14 protein-coding genes and 1 rRNA gene are annotated in these 18,746 nt (G+C 71.2%); 11 read left to right on the forward strand and 4 right to left on the reverse strand.

Annotated elements, in window-relative coordinates; genetic code table 11:
* Positions 1 to 14 precede the first annotated feature (14 nt).
* Positions 15 to 131, forward strand: a 5S ribosomal RNA gene (gene rrf, locus AB0I22_RS38390).
* 130 nt (positions 132 to 261) lie between these two features.
* Here the strand turns inward: rrf and AB0I22_RS38395 are convergent.
* Complete coding sequence (locus AB0I22_RS38395; protein ID WP_363135675.1) at positions 262 to 1,488, reverse strand: glycerophosphoryl diester phosphodiesterase membrane domain-containing protein; 1,227 nt, start codon at positions 1,486 to 1,488, stop codon at positions 262 to 264.
* 143 nt (positions 1,489 to 1,631) lie between these two features.
* Between AB0I22_RS38395 and mtnA the strand changes: the two genes are divergently transcribed.
* From mtnA to AB0I22_RS38430, 7 genes are all read left to right on the forward strand, one after another.
* On the forward strand, positions 1,632 to 2,798 hold the full coding sequence (gene mtnA, locus AB0I22_RS38400; RefSeq protein ID WP_363135676.1) for an S-methyl-5-thioribose-1-phosphate isomerase: 1,167 nt from the start codon (positions 1,632 to 1,634) through the stop codon (positions 2,796 to 2,798).
* Between the two features lie 357 nt (positions 2,799 to 3,155).
* Positions 3,156 to 3,833, forward strand: a complete 678-nt coding sequence (mtrA, locus tag AB0I22_RS38405; RefSeq protein ID WP_030874941.1) for a two-component system response regulator MtrA — start codon at positions 3,156 to 3,158, stop codon at positions 3,831 to 3,833.
* A 1-nt stretch (position 3,834) separates the two neighbouring features.
* Positions 3,835 to 6,060 (forward strand): MtrAB system histidine kinase MtrB, encoded by a 2,226-nt coding sequence (gene mtrB, locus AB0I22_RS38410; protein WP_363135677.1) that lies wholly within the window; start codon positions 3,835 to 3,837, stop codon positions 6,058 to 6,060.
* A complete protein-coding gene (locus AB0I22_RS38415; RefSeq protein WP_363135678.1) occupies positions 6,050 to 7,876 on the forward strand; it encodes an LpqB family beta-propeller domain-containing protein in 1,827 nt (608 codons plus the stop codon). The genes mtrB and AB0I22_RS38415 overlap by 11 nt, the downstream gene beginning before the upstream one ends.
* Positions 7,877 to 8,072: 196 nt before the next feature.
* Positions 8,073 to 8,927 carry a phosphoribosyltransferase family protein gene (locus AB0I22_RS38420; RefSeq protein WP_363135679.1) on the forward strand — a complete coding sequence of 285 codons (855 nt, stop codon included), beginning with the start codon at positions 8,073 to 8,075 and terminating at the stop codon, positions 8,925 to 8,927.
* Between the two features lie 270 nt (positions 8,928 to 9,197).
* Positions 9,198 to 9,950 (forward strand): ribosome-associated translation inhibitor RaiA, encoded by a 753-nt coding sequence (gene raiA / locus AB0I22_RS38425; RefSeq protein ID WP_363135680.1) that lies wholly within the window; start codon positions 9,198 to 9,200, stop codon positions 9,948 to 9,950.
* A gap of 234 nt (positions 9,951 to 10,184) precedes the next feature.
* Entirely contained in the window at positions 10,185 to 10,934 is a 750-nt protein-coding gene (locus AB0I22_RS38430; RefSeq protein WP_363135681.1) for a response regulator transcription factor, read from the forward strand.
* A gap of 111 nt (positions 10,935 to 11,045) precedes the next feature.
* On the opposite strand, the gene AB0I22_RS38435 is transcribed toward AB0I22_RS38430, so the two are convergent.
* Together AB0I22_RS38435 and AB0I22_RS38440 are read right to left on the reverse strand one after the other, a co-directional pair.
* Positions 11,046 to 12,254, reverse strand: coding sequence for a crosslink repair DNA glycosylase YcaQ family protein (locus AB0I22_RS38435; RefSeq protein ID WP_363135682.1), 1,209 nt, complete (start codon positions 12,252 to 12,254; stop codon positions 11,046 to 11,048).
* 78 nt (positions 12,255 to 12,332) lie between these two features.
* Entirely contained in the window at positions 12,333 to 12,926 is a 594-nt protein-coding gene (locus AB0I22_RS38440) for a GNAT family N-acetyltransferase (RefSeq protein WP_363135683.1), read from the reverse strand.
* 331 nt (positions 12,927 to 13,257) lie between these two features.
* On the opposite strand from AB0I22_RS38440, the gene secA reads away from it, so the two are divergent.
* Complete coding sequence (secA, locus tag AB0I22_RS38445) at positions 13,258 to 16,122, forward strand: preprotein translocase subunit SecA (protein ID WP_363135684.1); 2,865 nt, start codon at positions 13,258 to 13,260, stop codon at positions 16,120 to 16,122.
* Positions 16,123 to 16,204: 82 nt separating this feature from the next.
* On the opposite strand, the gene AB0I22_RS38450 is transcribed toward secA, so the two are convergent.
* Entirely contained in the window at positions 16,205 to 16,666 is a 462-nt protein-coding gene (locus AB0I22_RS38450; RefSeq protein ID WP_363135685.1) for an Rv3235 family protein, read from the reverse strand.
* Between the two features lie 306 nt (positions 16,667 to 16,972).
* Between AB0I22_RS38450 and AB0I22_RS38455 the strand changes: the two genes are divergently transcribed.
* Together AB0I22_RS38455 and AB0I22_RS38460 are read left to right on the forward strand one after the other, a co-directional pair.
* Positions 16,973 to 17,479 carry a hypothetical protein gene (locus AB0I22_RS38455; protein ID WP_363135686.1) on the forward strand — a complete coding sequence of 169 codons (507 nt, stop codon included), beginning with the start codon at positions 16,973 to 16,975 and terminating at the stop codon, positions 17,477 to 17,479.
* A 27-nt stretch (positions 17,480 to 17,506) separates the two neighbouring features.
* The gene (locus AB0I22_RS38460) at positions 17,507 to 18,193 is read left to right on the forward strand and encodes an HAD family hydrolase (RefSeq protein WP_363135687.1); all 687 of its coding nucleotides are present in this window, start codon (positions 17,507 to 17,509) and stop codon (positions 18,191 to 18,193) included.
* The last annotated feature ends 553 nt before the right edge of the window (positions 18,194 to 18,746 follow it).

Below are 18,746 nucleotides of genomic sequence, written 5' to 3' on the forward strand. Positions count from 1 at the left end.
TATCTTCATAGTGTTTCGGTGGTCATTGCGTTAGGGAAACGCCCGGTTACATTCCGAACCCGGAAGCTAAGCCTTTCAGCGCCGATGGTACTGCACGGGGGACCCTGTGGGAGAGTAGGACGCCGCCGAACAAATTTTAAGCCGGTGTCCCGGGCCTTATGGCCTGGGACACCGGCATTTTTGCGTTCACGGGGAAGTAAGAAGTCAAAGGTCCGCCCCTCCGCTTGTGCTTCGGAGGGGCGGACCTTTTTGCGAGTGTCGTCAGTTCTTGGCTGCTCGGATCAGCTCGACGTCCAGGGATTCGCGGCGGATGCGCTGGTCCGTGTAGAGGAGCGCGGTGATGCCGGCGGTTACCGGGAACGTGATGACGGAGCTGATGAGGGCACCGATGCCGGCGACGATCAGGTACGTCCAGGAGACCGAAGAGGCGCCGCCCTGCAGCACGTTCGTGGTGTCGCCGCCGCCGCCGAAGAGCAGCTGGACGATGCCCGTGGGGATCTGCACGATGGCCGTGATGACGAAGACGATGAGGAGCGCCAGGAGCTGCACGCCGAACACCCGCCACCATGTTCCCCGTACGAGCTTGGCGGAGCGGCGCATGGACGCGATCACGCCTTGCTTTTCCAGCATCAGCGCGGGGGCGGCGAGGCTGTAGCGGATCCACAGCCAGACCGCGACGGCGCATCCGGCGAGGGAGCCGAGGAGGGCCAGGGCGGCGCCGCCGGTCTCCGCGCCGGCGAGGGTGACCATGAGGCCCGGCAGGATCGCGACCGTCACGGCGGCCGCGATGAGCAGCGGGACCAGGATGATCAGGCCGAGCATGCGGAGCAGTTGGGGGCGGGCGCCGGTCCATGCCTCGCGGAGCGTCGCGGTGCGCCCCAGGACCGCGCGGCTGACCACCACGGTCAGCATGGCGGTGGCGACGATCGAGCCGAGGATGCCGACGAACGAGGTGACGCCCATGCCCGCGAGGAGGCGGCCGATGGTGCGCAGGGCCTCGCCGGCGGTGATGTCCGGGTCGTCCTTGAGGCTGTCCAGGCCCGGGTTGTTGCGGAACCATATGCCGTTGACTGCGGTGGCGGCGGTCTGGGTGACGACGGCGAGGCCCAGGGAGACGCCGAAGACGGTGCGCCACTGCGTACGCATGGTGGCGAAGGCGCCTTCGATGATCTCGCCGACGCCGAGTGGCCGCAGCGGGATGACGCCGGGTTTGGGGGCGGCCGGTGGCGGCGTCCAGCCGCTTCCCCAGGCGAGCTGTCTGCCCGGGGATCTGTTGGAGGCGTTGTTGGGTTGATTGCCCCAGCCGGGGCGGCCCGGGGGCGGCTGGGGGCCGCTGCCGGAGCCGGGCCAGGGACCGGCTGGTGGCTGCTGTTGCGCCCACTTCGCTTCCGGTGCCTGGTCGGCGGGGGTGGCGGGCTGCTCCGGAGCGGAATTGTCCGGCTCGTCGGAGGAGGATCCGGGCGAGGGCCGGCCCGGAGAGTCGTTCATCGGTGCTCCTTCTCGGGGCCCGTTCGCCGGTGCGGCGGCGGGCGATTGCCAGCCATCGTGTCACGGTGGACCAAGCTCCGGCCGGGGCCGTATCGGGGTCCGAGACCTTCAATAGTGGGGGCCCTACGGGGCAGACTGGGCGGATGGCTGATCAGTACGCGGTATTCCCGAAGGACACTGCTTCCCTCGCCGCTCCAGCTCTGCGCTGGGAGGAGCCGCCGGAGGGGCCCGTGCTGGTGCTCCTCGACCAGACCAGGCTGCCGGCCGAGGAAGTCGAGTTGGTGTGCACCGATGTGCCCGCGCTGGTGGAGGCGATCCGTTCGCTCGCCGTGCGGGGTGCTCCGCTGCTGGGCATAGCGGGCGCGTACGGTGTCGCGCTCGCGGCCGTACGGGGCTTCGACGTGGACGAGGCCGCCGAGTTGCTGGCGCATGCCCGGCCGACGGCAGTGAACCTGGGCTACGGGGTGCGGCGCGCGGCGGACGCGTACCGCGCGGCGGTCGACGGCGGGGCCTCGGCGGAGCGGTCGGCCGCGGTGGCGCTCGCGGAGGCCCGTACGCTCCATCGCGAGGACGCACAGGCCAGCGCGGCGATGGCCCGGCACGGGCTGGCCCTGCTGACGGAGCTGCTGCCGGGCGGCGGCTACCAGGTGCTGACCCACTGCAACACGGGCGCGCTCGTCTCGGGCGGCGAGGGCACGGCGCTGGCGGTGGTGGGGGCCGCGCACCGGGCCGGTGAGCTGCGGCGGCTGTGGGTGGACGAGACGCGGCCGCTGCTGCAGGGGGCGCGTTTGACCGCTTACGAGGCGGCGCGCGCCGGGATCGCGTACACGCTTCTGACGGACAACGCGGCCGGCTCGCTCTTCGCGGCGGGTGAGGTGGACGCGGTGCTGATCGGCGCGGACCGGATCGCGGCGGACGGTTCGGTGGCGAACAAGGTCGGCAGCTATCCGCTCGCGGTGCTGGCCCGCTACCACCATGTGCCGTTCATCGTGGTGGCGCCCAGTACGACGGTGGACCTGGCCACCCCCGACGGCGCCGCGATAGAGGTCGAGCAGCGGCCGGGGCATGAGGTGACGGAGGTCGCGACGCCGAACGCGCCGGCCGCTGGAGTCGAGGCCGGCGGCGGGGTGCCGGTGGCGCCGCTGGGGACCCAGGCGTACAACCCCGCCTTCGATGTCACGCCGCCGGATCTGGTGACGGCGATCGTCACGGAGAACGGGGTGGTCTCGCCGGTGACGAGAGAGGGGCTGGCGGAGCTGTGCGTTCGTCCGGGGCCGTTGCCCGGACCGAATGGAGCCGTTCGGTCCTAGGCCGATTCTTCTGCTTCGTCTCGTCGGCCAGGTGAACCGGTAGCCGGGGGCGTCCGCCGTTTCCGTGCCGGTCATGGGATGGCTTTGGGGCCGGGTGTCGGCGATTGTCGTTCGGCTCATGTCGGCCTTCGGCCGCGGCACTTCGGCCGGTTCCAGTTCCGCGGGAGCGGTGCCGGGCCTTGGCGAGATCGCTTGGGGGTGGTCCGGAGCGGGCCCGTGGGGCTGGCATGCTTTTGTGACGTCAATGTCGGCCGACCGCCGTGATCAGTGGCGGATGAACAGGGGGACAAAGTGGCGGATGAGTGAGCTGAATCACCCGACTTCATGGACCAGATGCGAAAATGGGATGATGTCGATATGAAGGGACGCGTCCTTGTCGTCGATGACGACACCGCACTGGCCGAGATGCTCGGCATTGTGCTGCGTGGTGAAGGTTTCGAGCCGTCGTTCGTCGCGGACGGCGACAAGGCACTTGCCGCATTCCGAGAGGTCAAGCCGGATCTGGTGCTGCTGGATCTGATGCTGCCCGGTCGGGACGGCATCGAGGTGTGCAGGCTGATCCGGGCGGAGTCCGGGGTGCCGGTGGTGATGCTGACGGCGAAGAGCGACACGGTCGATGTGGTGGTCGGGCTGGAGTCCGGCGCGGACGACTACATCGTCAAGCCGTTCAAGCCGAAGGAGCTGGTGGCGCGGATCAGGGCGCGGTTGCGGCGGTCGGAGGAGCCGGCGCCGGAGCAGCTGTCGATCGGTGACCTGGTCATCGACGTGGCCGGGCATTCGGTGAAGCGGGAGGGGCAGTCGATAGCGCTGACGCCGCTGGAGTTCGATCTGCTGGTCGCGCTGGCCCGTAAGCCGTGGCAGGTCTTCACCCGTGAGGTGCTGCTGGAGCAGGTGTGGGGCTATCGGCACGCCGCCGATACGCGGCTGGTGAATGTGCATGTGCAGCGGTTGCGCTCGAAGGTCGAGAAGGACCCGGAGCGGCCGGAGATCGTGGTGACCGTGCGCGGGGTCGGCTACAAGGCCGGGCCGAGCTGAGATGACGGGAAACGGTGCCGCTCCGGAGCGAGGCACGGGGCGGCCCGTCGAGAAGCCGGGTGGAATATCCCTTTTTGGGAGAATTTGGCGGGGTGGGCAGTTCCTCCCTGACGGGGCCGCCAGCGGGCCCGTCCACCCGATGCTGCGGCTGTACGCGCGCTGGGTGCGGCGGCCGCTGCTGCCCGCGCTGCGGCTGTGGCGGCGCAACATCCAGCTCCGGGTGGTGGCCAGCACACTGCTGATGTCGCTCGGCGTCGTGCTGCTGCTCGGCGTCGTGGTCATAGGCCAGGTCCGCAACGGGCTGCTGGAGGCGAAGCAGCGTACGGCCCAGGGGCAGGCCAGGGGCGGATTCACGGCGGCCCGCGACATGGCCGACTCCGGGATCGACGCACGCGGCCAGGACTCGGGGCAGAGCGGCACCCAGAGCGGCCGCCGGAGCGTGGACTCCGGCAACTGGCTGACCGGGCTGGTCGAGCAACTGGCCAGCAGCGGCCAGGGCGTCTACTCCGTGGTGGCGCTCAGCTCCAATACGGACGACACGTCGTCCGCCAGCAACCGCGGCGCCCGTTCCTCCGGCGACGTCGACCCCGAACGCAGCGTGCCGCAGGACCTGCGGGAGAAGGTGGAGCACGGCACCGGGGCGTACGAGAAGCCCGCCGGCATCAAGCGCGGCCCCTCCGACGAGGGCGTGCCGGGGCTGGTCGTCGGCAAGCGGCTCTACGACGTCAACGGCAAGCCCTACCAGCTCTATTACCTCTTCCCCTTCTCCCAGGAAGCGAAGTCGCTGAGCCTGGTCACGACCACGCTGGCCACGGCCGGGGTGTTCGTGGTGGTGCTGCTCGGGGCCATCGCCTGGCTCGTGGTGCGGCAGGTCGTGACGCCCGTACGGATGGCCGCCGGGATCTCCGAGCGGCTGGCCGCGGGCATCCTCCAGGAACGTATGAAGGTCACCGGCGAGGACGACATCGCTCGTCTGGGTGAGTCCTTCAACAAGATGGCACAGAACTTGCAGGGCAAGATCCTGCAGTTGGAGGAGCTGTCGCGGATGCAGCGGCGGTTCGTCTCCGATGTGTCGCACGAGCTGCGGACGCCGCTGACGACCGTACGGATGGCCGCCGAGGTCATCCATGACGCGCGCGACGAGTTCGACCCGATCACGGCCCGGTCGGCGGAGCTGCTGCACGAGCAGCTCGACCGGTTCGAGTCGCTGCTGGCGGACCTGCTGGAGATCAGCAGGTTCGACGCGGGGGCGGCGGCCTTGGAGGCCGAGCCGATCGACCTGCGGGACGTCGTGCACCGGGTGATCGGCGGGGCCGAGCCGCTCGCGGAGCGGAAGGGCAGCCGGATTCTCGTACGCGGCGCCGAGCAGCCGGTGATCGCGGAGGCGGACGCCCGCCGGGTGGAGCGAGTGCTGCGCAACCTGGTGGTCAACGCGGTGGAGCACGGCGAGGGCCGGGACGTGATCGTGCGGTTCGCGGTCGCGGGCGGCGCCGTCGGGGTCGCCGTGCGCGACTACGGGGTCGGCCTCAAGCCAGGTGAGGCGACGCGGGTCTTCAACCGTTTCTGGCGGGCCGATCCGGCGCGTGCCCGTACGACCGGGGGCACCGGGCTGGGGCTGTCGATCGCGGTGGAGGACGCGCGGCTGCACGGCGGCTGGCTCCAGGCGTGGGGCGAGCCGGGAGGCGGCTCGCAGTTCCGGCTGACGCTGCCGCGCACGGCTGGCGACGCGCTGCGCGGCTCGCCCATACCCCTGGAGCCCGCGGACTCGCGGCGCAATCGGGGGTTGAACGAGACCGGGGGTGCGCGAGGGGCGGTTGCGCAGTCGGGCAGCCGTGGGGCGGTCGGGGCTCTGGGTGCGGGTGTGAACAGGGGCGGGCCGGGCGTCGAGGCGGGGGCTTCTTCTTCGTCGGTTTCTTCGTCGGCCGGGGGTGCGCGGGCCGCCACGGCGACGGTGAACGGCGGAGGGCCTCTGCCGCCGACCGGGTCCGTACCCGTGCAGCCGACCGACAGCAGGGCCGGCGCCAAGGCCGTACGAGCCGCCGCCGCGGATCCCGCGGCGCTGCCCGGGAACAACGGGGCGAACGGGGCGCGCGTCGTGGCGCGTAAGGACGCCGCCGGCTGCGGGGGCGTGGCGACTGATGAGGAGCCCGAGACCGCTGGGGAAGACGGTGCGGAGCGGGACCTGCGGGAGACGACCGATCGGGAGGACGGGTCCAGTGGGCGTTGATCGCTACCGTCGCCGTCGCGGGCGCCGCCTGGGCGCGGCGGCGCTGACCCTCGGCGGACTGCTGCTGGCCGGCTGCGCGTCGATGCCGGACAGCGGCGACGTGGACTCCGTCAACGGCTCGCCGCGCGCCGACGCCGACTCGCAGGTGCGGGTGTACGGCGTGGCGCCGCGCGCCGGCGAGCAGCCGCGGGAGATCGTGCTGGGCTTTCTGGAGGCCACGACCAGCGACGACCCGGCGTACGACACGGCCCGCAAGTACTTGGCCGCGAAGAAGCAGTCGACCTGGAATCCCTCCGAGGTCACCACGATCCTGACCGAGCCGCCGCAGGTGCGGGTGGACCGCAGCGGCGACCGGGAGGAGGACGGCGTCACCATCTCGCTGACCGGCAAGCAGGTCGCGCGGGTGGACGCCAAGCACGCGTACAAGCCGGATGAGCGCACGTACGAGAACAAGATCCATGTCGTGCGGCAGGGCGGGGAGTGGCGGATCGACGCGCTGCCGGCCGGGCTGGTGCTCGGGGTGCCGGACTTCCAGCGCATCTACCGCTCGGTCAACAAGTACTACTTCGCGAAGCTGGGGCCGGACCAGCGCAGGTCGGGGCGGTCCGAGGTGCTCGTGCCGGACCCTGTGTACCTGCGCAAGCGGATAGACCCGGTCACCTCGACCGCGCGGGCGCTGCTGGACGGGCCGACGAACTGGCTCGCTCCGGTGACCACGACGGCCTTCCGGGCGGGCACCCAGGTGGTGGACGACCGCCTGTCCCTGGACGACTCGAACAACCTGAAGGTGCGCCTCAACGGCAAGGCGGACAGCGCGAACCTGGTGCAGTGCCACCGGATGGCGGCCCAACTGCTGTTCACGGTCCAGGATCAGGCGTCCGCCACGGTGGGGGACGTGACGCTGGAGCGCCGGGACGGCTCCAAGCTGTGCGGGCTCACGCGGGAGCAGGCGCAGGAGTACTCGCCGGGCCGGACCGAGGGCCGGGCCGACCGGCAGTACTACATCGACGCGAAGCACAAGATGGTCAGCCTGGCCGACAGCGAGGACGAGGCGCGGCGGGTGCCGGGCGCGTTCGGGGACGGGCAGGCGCTGCTGGGGTCGGTGGCCGTGGACCGGTCCGAGCGGCGCGCGGCGGGCGTCACCGAGGACGGCCGCAGTCTCTACGTCGCCGCCCTGGAGCACGGTTCCGCGCTGGGCGATGTCCGGCTACGGGCCCATGCGGGCGCGAAGGGCGGCCTGGCGCCGCCCAGTTGGGACGGGCTCGGCGACCTCTGGGTGGTCGACCGGAGCCCGCAGCAGCCGCGGTTGCTGCGGCTGCCGGGCGGTACGGGCACGCCGGAGGAGGTCCAGGTGGCCGGGCTCGACGGCGGGCGGATCACCGGGCTGCGGGTGGCCGCGGACGGGGTGCGGATCGCGCTGCTGGTGACGAAGGACGGCCATACGAAGCTGATGCTGGGGCGCGTCGAGCGAGCGGGAAGCGTGCCGCATCCGAGCCTGTCGGTGCAGGGGCTGAGGTCCGTCGCGCCGCAGTTGGAGCAGGTGGACGCGGTCTCCTGGGCGGGCGGCAGCCGGTTGCTGGCGGCCGGGAGCGAGCCGGGCGGGCTGCAGCAGTTGCAGTACGTCGAGACCGACGGGTCCGTGTCGAACGGCGCCGCGCTGCCAGGGATCACGGGGGTCAAGGCGGTCGCCGCCTCGGAGGCTCCGAGCAAGGCGCTGGTCGCGGAGCAGCAGGACGGCATCGTGCGGTTGCTGCCGGACGCCAACTGGAAGACGGTGACGCCCAAGAAGGGGACGGCGCCGGTCTATCCGGGGTAGCCGCTCTGTCCGCGGTAGCGGGTTTGGGCGGGGGCGTGCCGGGGCGGGGCGGGCGGGTGTGTATGAGTTGCGCTGGTTCGGGGTGGTTCTGGGCTGGGCGCCGGTTCTGGGGGCGGGGTCGGGGGCTGCGGGGCGGCTGCCGCTGAAGTTATCCACAGGGGTGGCAGGGACGGGCGGACAGCGGGACAGTTGAGTCATGCGGGGGTGGTGGCAGGAGCTTGTCGGCCTGGTGCTGCCGGTGGACTGCGCGGGGTGCGGTGCTCCGCGGGCCGTGCTGTGTGATGCCTGCCGGGAGGCGTTGTGCGGGCGGGCGGCCCGGCGGGTGTGGCCGGAGCCGGTGCCGCCGGGACTGCCCGCTGTGTACGCGGCGGTGGCGTACGCGGACGAGGCGCGATCGGTGCTGCTCGCGCACAAGGAGAGGGGGGTGCTGCGGTTGGCGGGGCCGCTGGGGACGGCGCTGGCGTCGGGGGTACGGGCGGCGGTCGGCGGCAGTGGAGCGTGGCTGGGCGCCGGGGCCGGCGGTGGTGCGGGACCGCTGGTGGGGCTTGGGCGCGGAGCGGGGGCGGACGGTGGCGTGAGCCGGATGTGGGGGAGGGACGCGGATGAAGCCGGTGGAGTTGGTGTGGGTGTGGCTGGGGGGACTCGTGAAAGTCGTCGGCTGGTGCTCGTTCCGGTGCCGTCCGCGCGGTGTGCGGTCGCCGCGCGCGGGCATGATCCCAGTCGGCGCATCGCACAGGCGGCCGCCGGCGAGCTACGGCGCGCAGGATGGCCCGCGGTGGTCTGCGCGGTGCTCCGGCAGCGTCGTCCGGTGGCGGATCAGACGGGCCTGGGAGCCCGTCAGCGGCTGGATAACCTGGCCGGCGCCCTGGAGGTCGCGGCGGGTGGTGAACGGCTGCTGACGGCCGGGCCAGTGCTGCTGGTGGACGACCTGATGACTACGGGGGCGTCGCTGGTGGAGGCGGTACGAGCAGTGGCGGCGGTCGGCGGCAGGGTCGCGGGCGCCGCGGTGGTGGCCGCTCCCGCGCGTGCGTTCGGCGTAAGTGCGAAATAAACCGGAACTGACAGAGAAGTTGCATCGTTGCTGGTGGTAACGGTGGGACATCACCTGAACGGAGGTACGAGGAAGTAGGGGGTGCCGACATCCGTCCGGGCGAGCTATGTTCGGTTGTGAGGAATGGCAGGCGCTATGACTCGTATCTCCGATTGGCGCGCTTCGCGTGCTTTCGAAGAAGCTTGAATTCGGCGGGGTGTAAATCTTGCCGACGGGGGAGGAGGAGGTGAAAGCCGCCGAGTCGGGGGCTCCAGTTTCCTCTGGGGCCTAATGCAAGAGGGATGCGCTCCGCACCTTCGGCGGAGCGTTCCGGGAACGGAGTTCTGCGTGGACATCGTCGTCAAGGGCCGCAAGACCGAGGTGCCCGAGCGGTTCCGCAAGCACGTGGCCGAGAAGCTGAAGCTGGAGAAGATCCAGAAGCTCGACGGCAAGGTGATCAGCCTCGACGTCGAGGTGTCCAAAGAGCCCAACCCCAGGCAGGCCGACCGCTCCGACCGAGTGGAGATCACGGTGCGCTCGCGCGGACCGGTGATCCGGGCGGAGGCTGCCGCTCCGGATCCGTACGCCGCGCTCGACCTGGCCACCAGCAAGCTGGAGGCGCGGCTGCGCAAGCAGAACGAGAAGCGTCACGAGCGCCGTGGCAGCGGACGCACCCCCGCGAGCGACGTCGCGGTGTCCGTCCCCGATGTCGCGCAGCTCGATGACAACGGCGAGCTCTCCGCCGAACAGGAGCCGTCCGCCGGCGAGGTGCCGGTCACACGGATGGGCTCGATCGAGATTCAGGGCGAAGGGCCTCTGGTGGTCCGCGAGAAGACCCACGCGGCGGCCCCGATGACGCTCAACCAGGCGCTCTACGAGATGGAGTTGGTCGGGCACGACTTCTATCTCTTCGTCGACTCCGACACGAAGCAGCCCAGTGTCGTCTACCGTCGGCACGCCTACGACTACGGCGTCATCCACCTCAACGCCGACCCGCTCTTCGACGTGGAGCCCGGCGGCGCGGGGGGCGCGCTCGGCGGCTGAACCGGCGCGCGACCGGCGCGTGCCGACCGTTCGGCCGGGCCGTCGTGCCCGTGGTGGCACCCCTCGGGGCGCGGATGCGCCCCCTGGGGCGCCCCCGTGCGACCACGGGAGCGCCGCGGCACTGCCCAGGCATGAAATCATGGCCGGGCGGCCAACCGGCGGACTGCCGAGACCGGTTGGCGCCGCGCAGCAGCGTGCAACCGCAAAGGGCCATGGCCTTCAGGGGGAGGAACGATGGCGGACAGCTTCGGGCCCGTGTCCGGCGGGGACGACGAGGACGGCGTCGTCACCGGCGTCGGCACGGACAGGGGCGGGACCCGCAAGGAGCCCATCCGGGTCCTCGTGGTGGACGACCACGCGCTCTTCCGCCGGGGGTTGGAGATCGTCCTCGCCCAAGAGGAGGACATCCAGGTCATCGGCGAGGCCGGGGACGGGGCGGAGGCCGTGGACAAGGCCGCCGACCTGCTGCCCGACATCGTGCTGATGGATGTGCGGATGCCCAAGCGGGGCGGCATCGAGGCGTGTACCTCCCTCAAGGAGGTGGCTCCCAGCGCGAAGATCATCATGCTGACGATCAGCGACGAGGAGGCCGACCTCTACGACGCGATCAAGGCCGGCGCCACCGGCTATCTGCTCAAGGAGATCTCCACGGACGAGGTGGCGACGGCGATCCGGGCCGTCGCGGACGGTCAGTCGCAGATCAGTCCGTCGATGGCGTCGAAGCTGCTGACCGAGTTCAAGTCGATGATCCAGCGCACGGACGAGCGCAGACTGGTGCCCGCGCCCCGGCTCACCGACCGGGAGCTGGAGGTCCTCAAGCTCGTCGCCACGGGGATGAACAACCGCGATATCGCGAAGGAGTTGTTCATCAGCGAGAACACTGTGAAGAACCACGTCCGCAACATCCTGGAGAAGCTCCAGCTCCACTCCCGCATGGAAGCCGTGGTCTACGCGATGCGGGAGAAGATCCTGGAGATCCGGTAGGCGGCCTCTGGGGCCCCGAGCCCCAGAGGCCCTGAGTGCTCGGCACCCGTAGTGGGGCGGGGGCTGGGTGTGCTCGTCATACGGCCTTCGGGGCGTCGGGCGGGGCGTCGGTCAGTCGTCGAGGGCGTTGATCAGGGCCTTGGCCAGGGCGGGGTCGTCGCAGCGTTCCACGCGGACCGTGTCGCAGCCCACCCATTCCGCGGCCTCCTGGAGCGCCTGTGCCATGGGGGCCACCGCCTTGCCGCCTGCCAGGGACACCTGACGGGCCACCAGGGTCGCTCCCTCGCGGGCCGGGTCCACCCGACCGAGCAGGCGGCCGCCGGCCAGCAGCGGCATCGCGAAGTAGCCGTGCACCCGCTTGGGCCGCGGCACGTAGGCCTCCAGCCGATGGGTGAAGTCGAAGATCCGCTCCGTGCGCGGGCGGTCCCAGACGAGGGAGTCGAAGGGCGAGAGCAGCGTCGTGCGGTGCCGGCCGCGCTTCGCCGCGGACTCGACGGCCAGCGCCGCCGGGTCGGCCCAGGCGGGCTTGGCCCACCCCGCCACCCCGACCGGGACCAGATCCGTGTCCGCCAGTGCCGCGTCCACCTGGTCGCCCCTCAGGCGGTGGTAGTCGGCGAGGTCCGCCCGGGTCGCCACCCCCATCGCCGCGCCGGCCTGGGCGACCAGCCGCCGCACGCACTCGGTGTCGTCCAGTTCGTCGTGGCGCAGCTCGTCCGGGATCGCGCGCTCGGCCAGGTCGTACACCCGCTTCCAGCCGCGCCGCTGGGTGCAGACGACCTCGCCCGTGTCGAGCAGCCACTCCACCGCGATCTTGGTCTCGGACCAGTCGTACCACTCGCCGCCGTTCTTGGCGCCGCCCAACTCCGTGGCCGTCAGGGGCCCTTCCGCCTTGAGCCGGTCCCGTACGGCCGAGCAGGAGCGCTCGGAGTCTTCCATCACGTGCCAGCGGTGGCCGCGCGCGAGCAGGGCCCGGCGGCGGAAGGCGAAGTGCGGCCACTCCTCGACCGGCAGGATGCACGCCGCGTGCGACCAGTACTCGAAGCTGCGCGCGTGCGACCAGTAGGCGGACTCGACGGTCGTACGGCCCACCGCGCCCAGGCGCGCGTACGGCACCAGTTCGTGCGAGCGGGCCAGGACCGAGATGGTGTCCAGCTGCACCGCGCCCAGCCGCCGCAGCACCCCGCGGGCCCCCGCCCGCCGGTCCGGCGCGCCCAGCAGGCCCTGCGCCCGTAGCGCCATGCGGCGCGCCTCGTCGGCGGTGAGCGTCACTTCGGGCGTACCGGCGGCGGGTTCGCGGTCCTTCGCGGCGATGGTCGTCATGCCGATCACACTAGGGGCGGCCACTGACAATCGGCCGGGCGGTCGGCCGTGGTCCGGGCACGGCCCGGGGCGAGGTGGTCAGGCGCGGTCCGGGTACGGGAGGTACGGCGTCTTCGTCGGGCGGCCGAGGTCCGAGGGGAGCAGGGAGCCGATCCAGACGTCCCGCCGGGTTCCCGCGCGGACGATCTTCGAGCGGACGGTGCCCTCCATCTGGAAGCCCGCCTTGAGGGCGACCGCGCGGGAGCCCTCGTTGCCGGCCTCCGCGTGCCACTCCAGGCGCTCGACGCCGAGGTCCTCGAAGGCCCAGCGGATCACCTCACGGGCCGCCTCCACGGTGTAACCGCGACCGCGCTGCTCCTTGGCGGTCCAGTAGCCGATCTCGGCCTGGCGCTCGGGTGCGGCCAGCTGTGCGAGCCGCACCAGGGCCATGGCCCCCACCAGGACGCCGGCGTCCGCCGTGAAGACACCGAGGGTGTAGTTGGAGTCGTCCTGCCAGCCGGCCGGGGACACGTGCCCGACGAAGTCCGCGGCGTCCTCACGCGTGTACGGGGAGGGGACGCTGGTCCAGCGCGGGATGTCCGGCTCCTGGCAGGCGGCGTGCACGGCCTCGGCGTCGGCGAGCGTCAGGGGGCGCAGCAGCAGGCGGTCGGTGGTGAGGGTCACGGGTTCCATGAGTGAAGTCTCGGCTGCCGCCCCTGTCCGGCGCGAGCGGATTCCCGCGCCGCCGTGCCCGTACGCCCGCCGCCTCCGTACGCCCGTCGGCCCGGCCTCTCCGCCTGCTCGCTCGCCCCCGCCGGCCCCCGGGACGGCCGCGGTCCCGGCACCTTCGGCCAGTGCTATTCGTTGCACGGGAGGGTGACAGCGGGCCTTCGCGGCGACGGACCTCCCGGCGCGGTGGGGTCCTCGCTTACGATGGCCGTTGCGGTGGGGCCTGCCCCCTTGAAAAAATGCCGCGCCAGCGCACCTGACCGTGCCAGGCCCGACCGGCAAGGAGCCAGCCTACGTGTCCGTCTTCAACAAGCTCATGCGTGCAGGCGAAGGCAAGATCCTGCGCAAGCTGCACCGCATCGCGGACCAGGTCAATTCCATCGAAGAGGATTTCCTCAGCCTCTCCGACGCCGAGCTGCGCGCCCTGACCGACGAGTACAAGCAGCGTTACGCCGACGGCGAGAGCCTCGACGACCTGATGCCCGAGGCGTTCGCCACCGTCCGCGAGGCCGCCAAGCGCGTGCTCGGACAGCGCCACTACGACGTACAGCTGATGGGCGGCGCGGCCCTGCACCTCGGGTACGTGGCCGAGATGCGCACCGGTGAGGGCAAGACCCTCGTCGGCACGCTGCCCGCCTACCTCAACGCGCTGTCCGGCAAGGGCGTCCACCTGATCACGGTCAACGACTACCTGGCCGAGCGCGACTCGGAGTGGATGGGCCGGGTGCACCAGTTCCTCGGCCTGGAGGTCGGCTGCATCCTCGCCAACATGACCCCGGCGCAGCGCCGCGACATGTACAACCGGGACATCACGTACGGCACCAACAACGAGTTCGGCTTCGACTACCTGCGCGACAACATGGCGTGGGCGAAGGACGAACTGGTGCAGCGGGGCCACAACTTCGCGATCGTCGACGAGGTCGACTCGATCCTCGTGGACGAGGCCCGTACGCCGCTGATCATCTCCGGCCCCGCCGACCAGGCCACCAAGTGGTACGGCGACTTCGCCAAGCTGGTCACCCGGCTCACCAAGGGCGAGGCCGCGAACCCGCAGAAGGGCGTCGAGGAGACCGGGGACTACGAGGTCGACGAGAAGAAGCGCACCGTCGCCATCCACGAGTCCGGCGTCTCCAAGGTCGAGGACTGGCTGGGCATCGACAACCTCTACGAGTCGGTCAACACCCCGCTCGTCGGTTACCTCAACAACGCCATCAAGGCCAAGGAGCTCTTCAAGAAGGACAAGGACTACGTCGTCATGGACGGCGAAGTCATGATCGTCGACGAGCACACCGGCCGTATCCTCGCCGGCCGCCGCTACAACGAGGGCATGCACCAGGCGATCGAGGCGAAGGAAGGGGTGGACATCAAGGACGAGAACCAGACGCTCGCCACGATCACCCTGCAGAACTTCTTCCGCCTCTACGAGCGCCATGACCAGAGCGGCAAGAAGGTCCCAGGGCTCTCCGGCATGACCGGTACGGCCATGACCGAGGCCGCCGAGTTCCACCAGATCTACAAGCTCGGCGTGGTGCCCATCCCCACCAACCGGGACCTCGCGCGCGTCGACCAGTCCGACCTGATCTACCGCACCGAGGTGGCGAAGTTCGCCGCCGTCGTCGAGGACATCGCCGAGAAGCACGAGAAGGGCCAGCCGATCCTGGTCGGCACCACCTCCGTCGAGAAGTCCGAGTACCTCTCGCAGCAGCTCGCCAAGCGCGGCGTGCCGCACGAGGTGCTCAACGCCAAGCAGCACGACCGGGAGGCGTCGATCGTCGCCCAGGCCGGCCGCAAGGGCGCCGTCACCGTCGCCACCAACATGGCCGGCCGCGGTACGGACATCAAGCTCGGCGGCAACCCCGACGACCTCGCCGAGGCCGAGCTGCGCCAGCACGGCCTGGACCCCGTGGACAACGCCGAGGAGTGGGCCGCCGCGCTGCCCGCCGCCCTGGAGAAGGCCGAGGCCGCGGTCAAGGCGGAGTTCGAGGAGGTCAAGGAGCTCGGCGGGCTGTACGTACTGGGCACCGAGCGGCACGAGTCGCGCCGTATCGACAACCAGCTGCGCGGCCGTTCCGGCCGTCAGGGCGACCCGGGCGAGTCCCGCTTCTACCTGTCGCTCGGCGACGACCTGATGCGCCTGTTCAAGGCCGCGATGGTCGAGCGCGTGATGGCCATGGCCAACGTCCCGGACGATGTGCCGATCGAGAACAAGATGGTCACCCGCGCCATCGCCTCGGCGCAGTCCCAGGTCGAGCAGCAGAACTTCGAGACCCGTAAGAACGTCCTGAAGTACGACGAGGTCCTCAACCGCCAGCGCGAGGTCATCTACGGCGAGCGCCGCCGCGTCCTGGAGGGCGAGGACCTGCACGAGCAGGTCAAGCACTTCATGGACGACACCATCGAGGCCTACATCCAGGCGGAGACCGTCGAGGGCTTCGCCGAGGAGTGGGACCTGGACCGGCTGTGGAGCGCGTTCAAGCAGCTCTACCCGGTGAAGGTCACGGTGGAGGAGCTGGAGGAGGCGGCCGGGGACCGCGCGGGCATCACCGCCGACTTCATCGCCGAGTCCATCACCGACGACATCTACGCCCAGTACGAGGCGCGTGAGGAGGAGCTGGGCTCCGACATCATGCGTGAGCTGGAGCGCCGCGTGGTGCTGTCCGTGCTGGACCGCAAGTGGCGCGAGCACCTCTACGAGATGGACTACCTCCAGGAGGGCATCGGCCTGCGCGCCATGGCCCAGAAGGACCCGCTGGTCGAGTACCAGCGCGAGGGCTTCGACATGTTCAACGCCATGATGGACGGCATCAAGGAGGAGTCCGTCGGCTACCTGTTCAACCTGGAGGTCCAGGTCGAGCAGCAGGTCGAGGAGGTTCCGGTCGAGGCCGCGCAGGAGCCGACGTCGCTGGAGAAGGGCGGCCAGGAGGCCGTGCCGGCGGGCCAGCGGCCCGAGATCCACGCGAAGGGGCTCGACGCGCCGCAGCGCCCGGACCGGCTGCACTTCTCCGCCCCGACCGTGGACGGCGAGGGCGGTGTCGTGGAGGGCGACTTCACCAGCGCGGAGGCCCCGGCCCGTTCCGAGTCGGACGGTCTGACGCGCGCCGAGCGCCGCAAGGCCCAGAAGGGCGGCGGCAACGGCGGCGGGCGGCGCCGCAAGAAGTAGCCGATAGAGCGGTTTTGCGCGGGGCGGGACACTGAAGGCGTGTCCCGCCCCGCGTTGCTGTCAGGTGGTAGGGACGGGCGGTTCAGGTGTGGGCGGGTTCGCCCAGCTCGACCGCCGAGCAGCGCCAGCGTTCGTCCGCGCCGCGCTCCAGGCGGAAGGCCAGTGCCCGTACGCGGTCGCCGGAGGCGATACGGGCGAACGCCTCGATCACCCCGGACCGGGGGCGGAACTCGTCGCAGTGCCGTACGACCGGGGTGCTGCCGCCCGGCGCCGCCGGCCGCAGCGGGGCCTGCGGGGCCAGTTCGACGATCCGGTCGTAGGCGGTGCCCAGGGTGTGACCGAGCATCCAGTGCGCGGGCCGCTGGCCGCTCAGGGTGAGCAGCAGCCGGTTGGCGAACCAGTAGCGGGGCAGCCGCTCGCGCTCGCGGCGCCGGGCGGCGAGGTCCGCGCCGGGCCGCCGGGGGTCGCTCCGGCGGGGCGGGGCGGTGGCTCCGGCGGGCCTGCCGCCGCTCCTGCCGGCGGGCGTCCCGGTCCTGCTGGTCATCGTCCTGTTCATGCTGTGCGCCCCCGTCGGGCCGGCCCGGCGTCTTGTACCGGGCGGTAGCTTCCGTCGGGGATCTTCTATCCGTGCCCTTCCGGCGTCGGCAAGGGCGTCGCAGGCACCCTCGGTACTCCCGGAGATTCACCTATCAGGGGCGGCCGGGCGGCGGCCGATACGTTTCGCCGCCGCGAGCGGGCAGCTCACAGGGGCCGTACGGGCGTCCGCACCGCGTACGTCCCGGCACCCCGAAGGGGGACGCACGCCCGTATGCTGGCCCAGTATTCGTAAGCCTTGAGGAAAGCGGCGGTCATGCGCGTCTACGTCCCTCTGACCCTCCCCGGCCTCGCCGCGGCGCACAAGGCGGGCGAGGTCGGCCCGGCCCCGCTGCACGCCTACGCCGTCACCCCAGCCCTGCGCGAGTGGTACGTCTCCGACGACATCGAGGAGCTGGAGTACGCGGCCCTCAGCCGCGCCGCGCAGGCGTCCCTGCGCCGCCTCGCCGCCGACCCTGCGGCGGCCCGCAAGCGCGTCGTCGTCGCGGTCGACGTGCCGGACAAGGAAGCGGTGGCCGACCCGGACCGCGGGCTCGACCAGTCCTCGGTCGGCGAGGTGCGGCTCGCCTCGGCGGTGCCGCTGTCCAAGGCCGCCGCCGTGCACGTGGACGCCGACGAGGCCGAGACCGACATCACGGCCGCGGCCGCCGCGCTGGGCGCCGCGGACCACGGCGACGACGACGCGCAGTTCACGGTGGACGGCGCCGAGGACCACGAGCTGCTCTGGTTCGCGACGCAGGAGATCCCCACCATCGTCGGCTGACCGTTTGCCGCTGGGTACCGTCTGAACATGAGCATGCACACCGCACACATCGTCTGGGACTGGAACGGCACGCTCTTTCACGACATCGACGCGGTGATGTCGGCGACGAACGCCGCCTTCGCGGAGATCGGCCTGGAACCGATCACGCTGGACCGCTACCGCGAGCTGTACCGCGTGCCGATTCCCCGCTTCTACGAACGGCTGCTGGGGCGCCTCCCCACCCAGGCGGAGTGGGACCACATGGACGTCGTCTTCCACCGGCACTACCGGGGGCACCAGGAGCGCTGCGCGCTCGCCGAAGGGGCCGAATCGCTGCTGGAGAGCTGGCAGGGGGCGGGCGGGACGCAGTCGATCCTGTCCATGCACGGCCATGACGACCTGGTGCCGCTGGTACGGGGCTTCGGGATCGAGCCCCGATTCGTGCGGGTGGAGGGGCGGCGGGGGCCGTCCGGGGGCAGCAAGACGGAGCACATGGGGCGGCATCTCGCTGAGCTGGAGCGGGAGCTGGAAGGGGTACGGGCGGGGCGCACGGTGGTGATCGGCGACGCGCTCGACGATGCCGAGGCTGCGCGGGGCGCGGGGGCTTTGGCGGTGCTCTATTCCGGGGGGAGCCATAGTCGGGCCAGCTTGGCGGAGGCCGGGGTTCCGGTGGTGGACAGTCTGGCCGAGGCGGTTGCGGTGGCGGGGGAGTTGGTGGCTGCCGCTCGCCGGTGACGTGCCGTCGGCTTTGGGGTGGTTCTGGTGGTGCCGCGGGGCGGTGCGGCCGCGGGTTGGCCGTGCCACGGTGTCCTCAAGCGCCGGACGGGCTGGGGTGGGTGGGTGCTGTGGGTGGGTGCGGGCCTGAAGGTGTCCTCAATCGCCGGACGGGCTGGATGGTGCGGCCGTGGGTGGGTGCGGGCCCAGGATGTCCTCAAGCGCCGGACGGGCTAGATGGCGGGGCCGCGTTGTTTTCGCGGGTGCTCCGCGTGAGCGAGTGGGCGTTAAAGATGTCCTCAAGCGCCGGACGGGCTGGGTGGTGCGGTTGTGGGTGGGTGTGGGGCCAGGGTGTCCTCAAGCGCCCGGACGGGCTGGATGGTGCGGTCGTGGGTGGGTGCGGGTCCAGGGTGTCCTCAAGCGCCCGGACGGGCTGGGTGGTGCGGTCGTGGGTGGGTGTGGGCCCAAGGTGTGCTCTAAGGAGTCCTTTCAGAAAGATCTTGGTGTGGCACGGTGGGTGGGGAAGGTGATCTCGTTCCTCGGGGGTGAGGATGACCCGGCCGAAACCGTGGGA

It is taken from the genome of Streptomyces sp. NPDC050610, assembly GCF_040654875.1.
GTDB lineage: Bacteria > Actinomycetota > Actinomycetes > Streptomycetales > Streptomycetaceae > Streptomyces.

What these genes read in the sequence shown, in the direction of transcription:
- AB0I22_RS38435 (WP_363135682.1), bottom strand. Translation starts at nt 12,254, where the DNA reads ATGACGACCATCGCCGCGAAGGACCGCGAACCCGCCGCCGGTACGCCC.
- mtrB (WP_363135677.1), top strand. Translation starts at nt 3,835, where the DNA reads ATGACGGGAAACGGTGCCGCTCCGGAGCGAGGCACGGGGCGGCCCGTC.
- mtnA (WP_363135676.1), top strand. Translation starts at nt 1,632, where the DNA reads ATGGCTGATCAGTACGCGGTATTCCCGAAGGACACTGCTTCCCTCGCC.
- AB0I22_RS38450 (WP_363135685.1), bottom strand. Translation starts at nt 16,666, where the DNA reads ATGACCAGCAGGACCGGGACGCCCGCCGGCAGGAGCGGCGGCAGGCCC.
- AB0I22_RS38395 (WP_363135675.1), bottom strand. Translation starts at nt 1,488, where the DNA reads ATGAACGACTCTCCGGGCCGGCCCTCGCCCGGATCCTCCTCCGACGAG.
- AB0I22_RS38430 (WP_363135681.1), top strand. Translation starts at nt 10,185, where the DNA reads ATGGCGGACAGCTTCGGGCCCGTGTCCGGCGGGGACGACGAGGACGGC.
- mtrA (WP_030874941.1), top strand. Translation starts at nt 3,156, where the DNA reads ATGAAGGGACGCGTCCTTGTCGTCGATGACGACACCGCACTGGCCGAG.
- AB0I22_RS38460 (WP_363135687.1), top strand. Translation starts at nt 17,507, where the DNA reads ATGAGCATGCACACCGCACACATCGTCTGGGACTGGAACGGCACGCTC.
- raiA (WP_363135680.1), top strand. Translation starts at nt 9,198, where the DNA reads ATGCAAGAGGGATGCGCTCCGCACCTTCGGCGGAGCGTTCCGGGAACG.
- AB0I22_RS38455 (WP_363135686.1), top strand. Translation starts at nt 16,973, where the DNA reads ATGCGCGTCTACGTCCCTCTGACCCTCCCCGGCCTCGCCGCGGCGCAC.
- AB0I22_RS38420 (WP_363135679.1), top strand. Translation starts at nt 8,073, where the DNA reads ATGCGGGGGTGGTGGCAGGAGCTTGTCGGCCTGGTGCTGCCGGTGGAC.
- AB0I22_RS38440 (WP_363135683.1), bottom strand. Translation starts at nt 12,926, where the DNA reads ATGGAACCCGTGACCCTCACCACCGACCGCCTGCTGCTGCGCCCCCTG.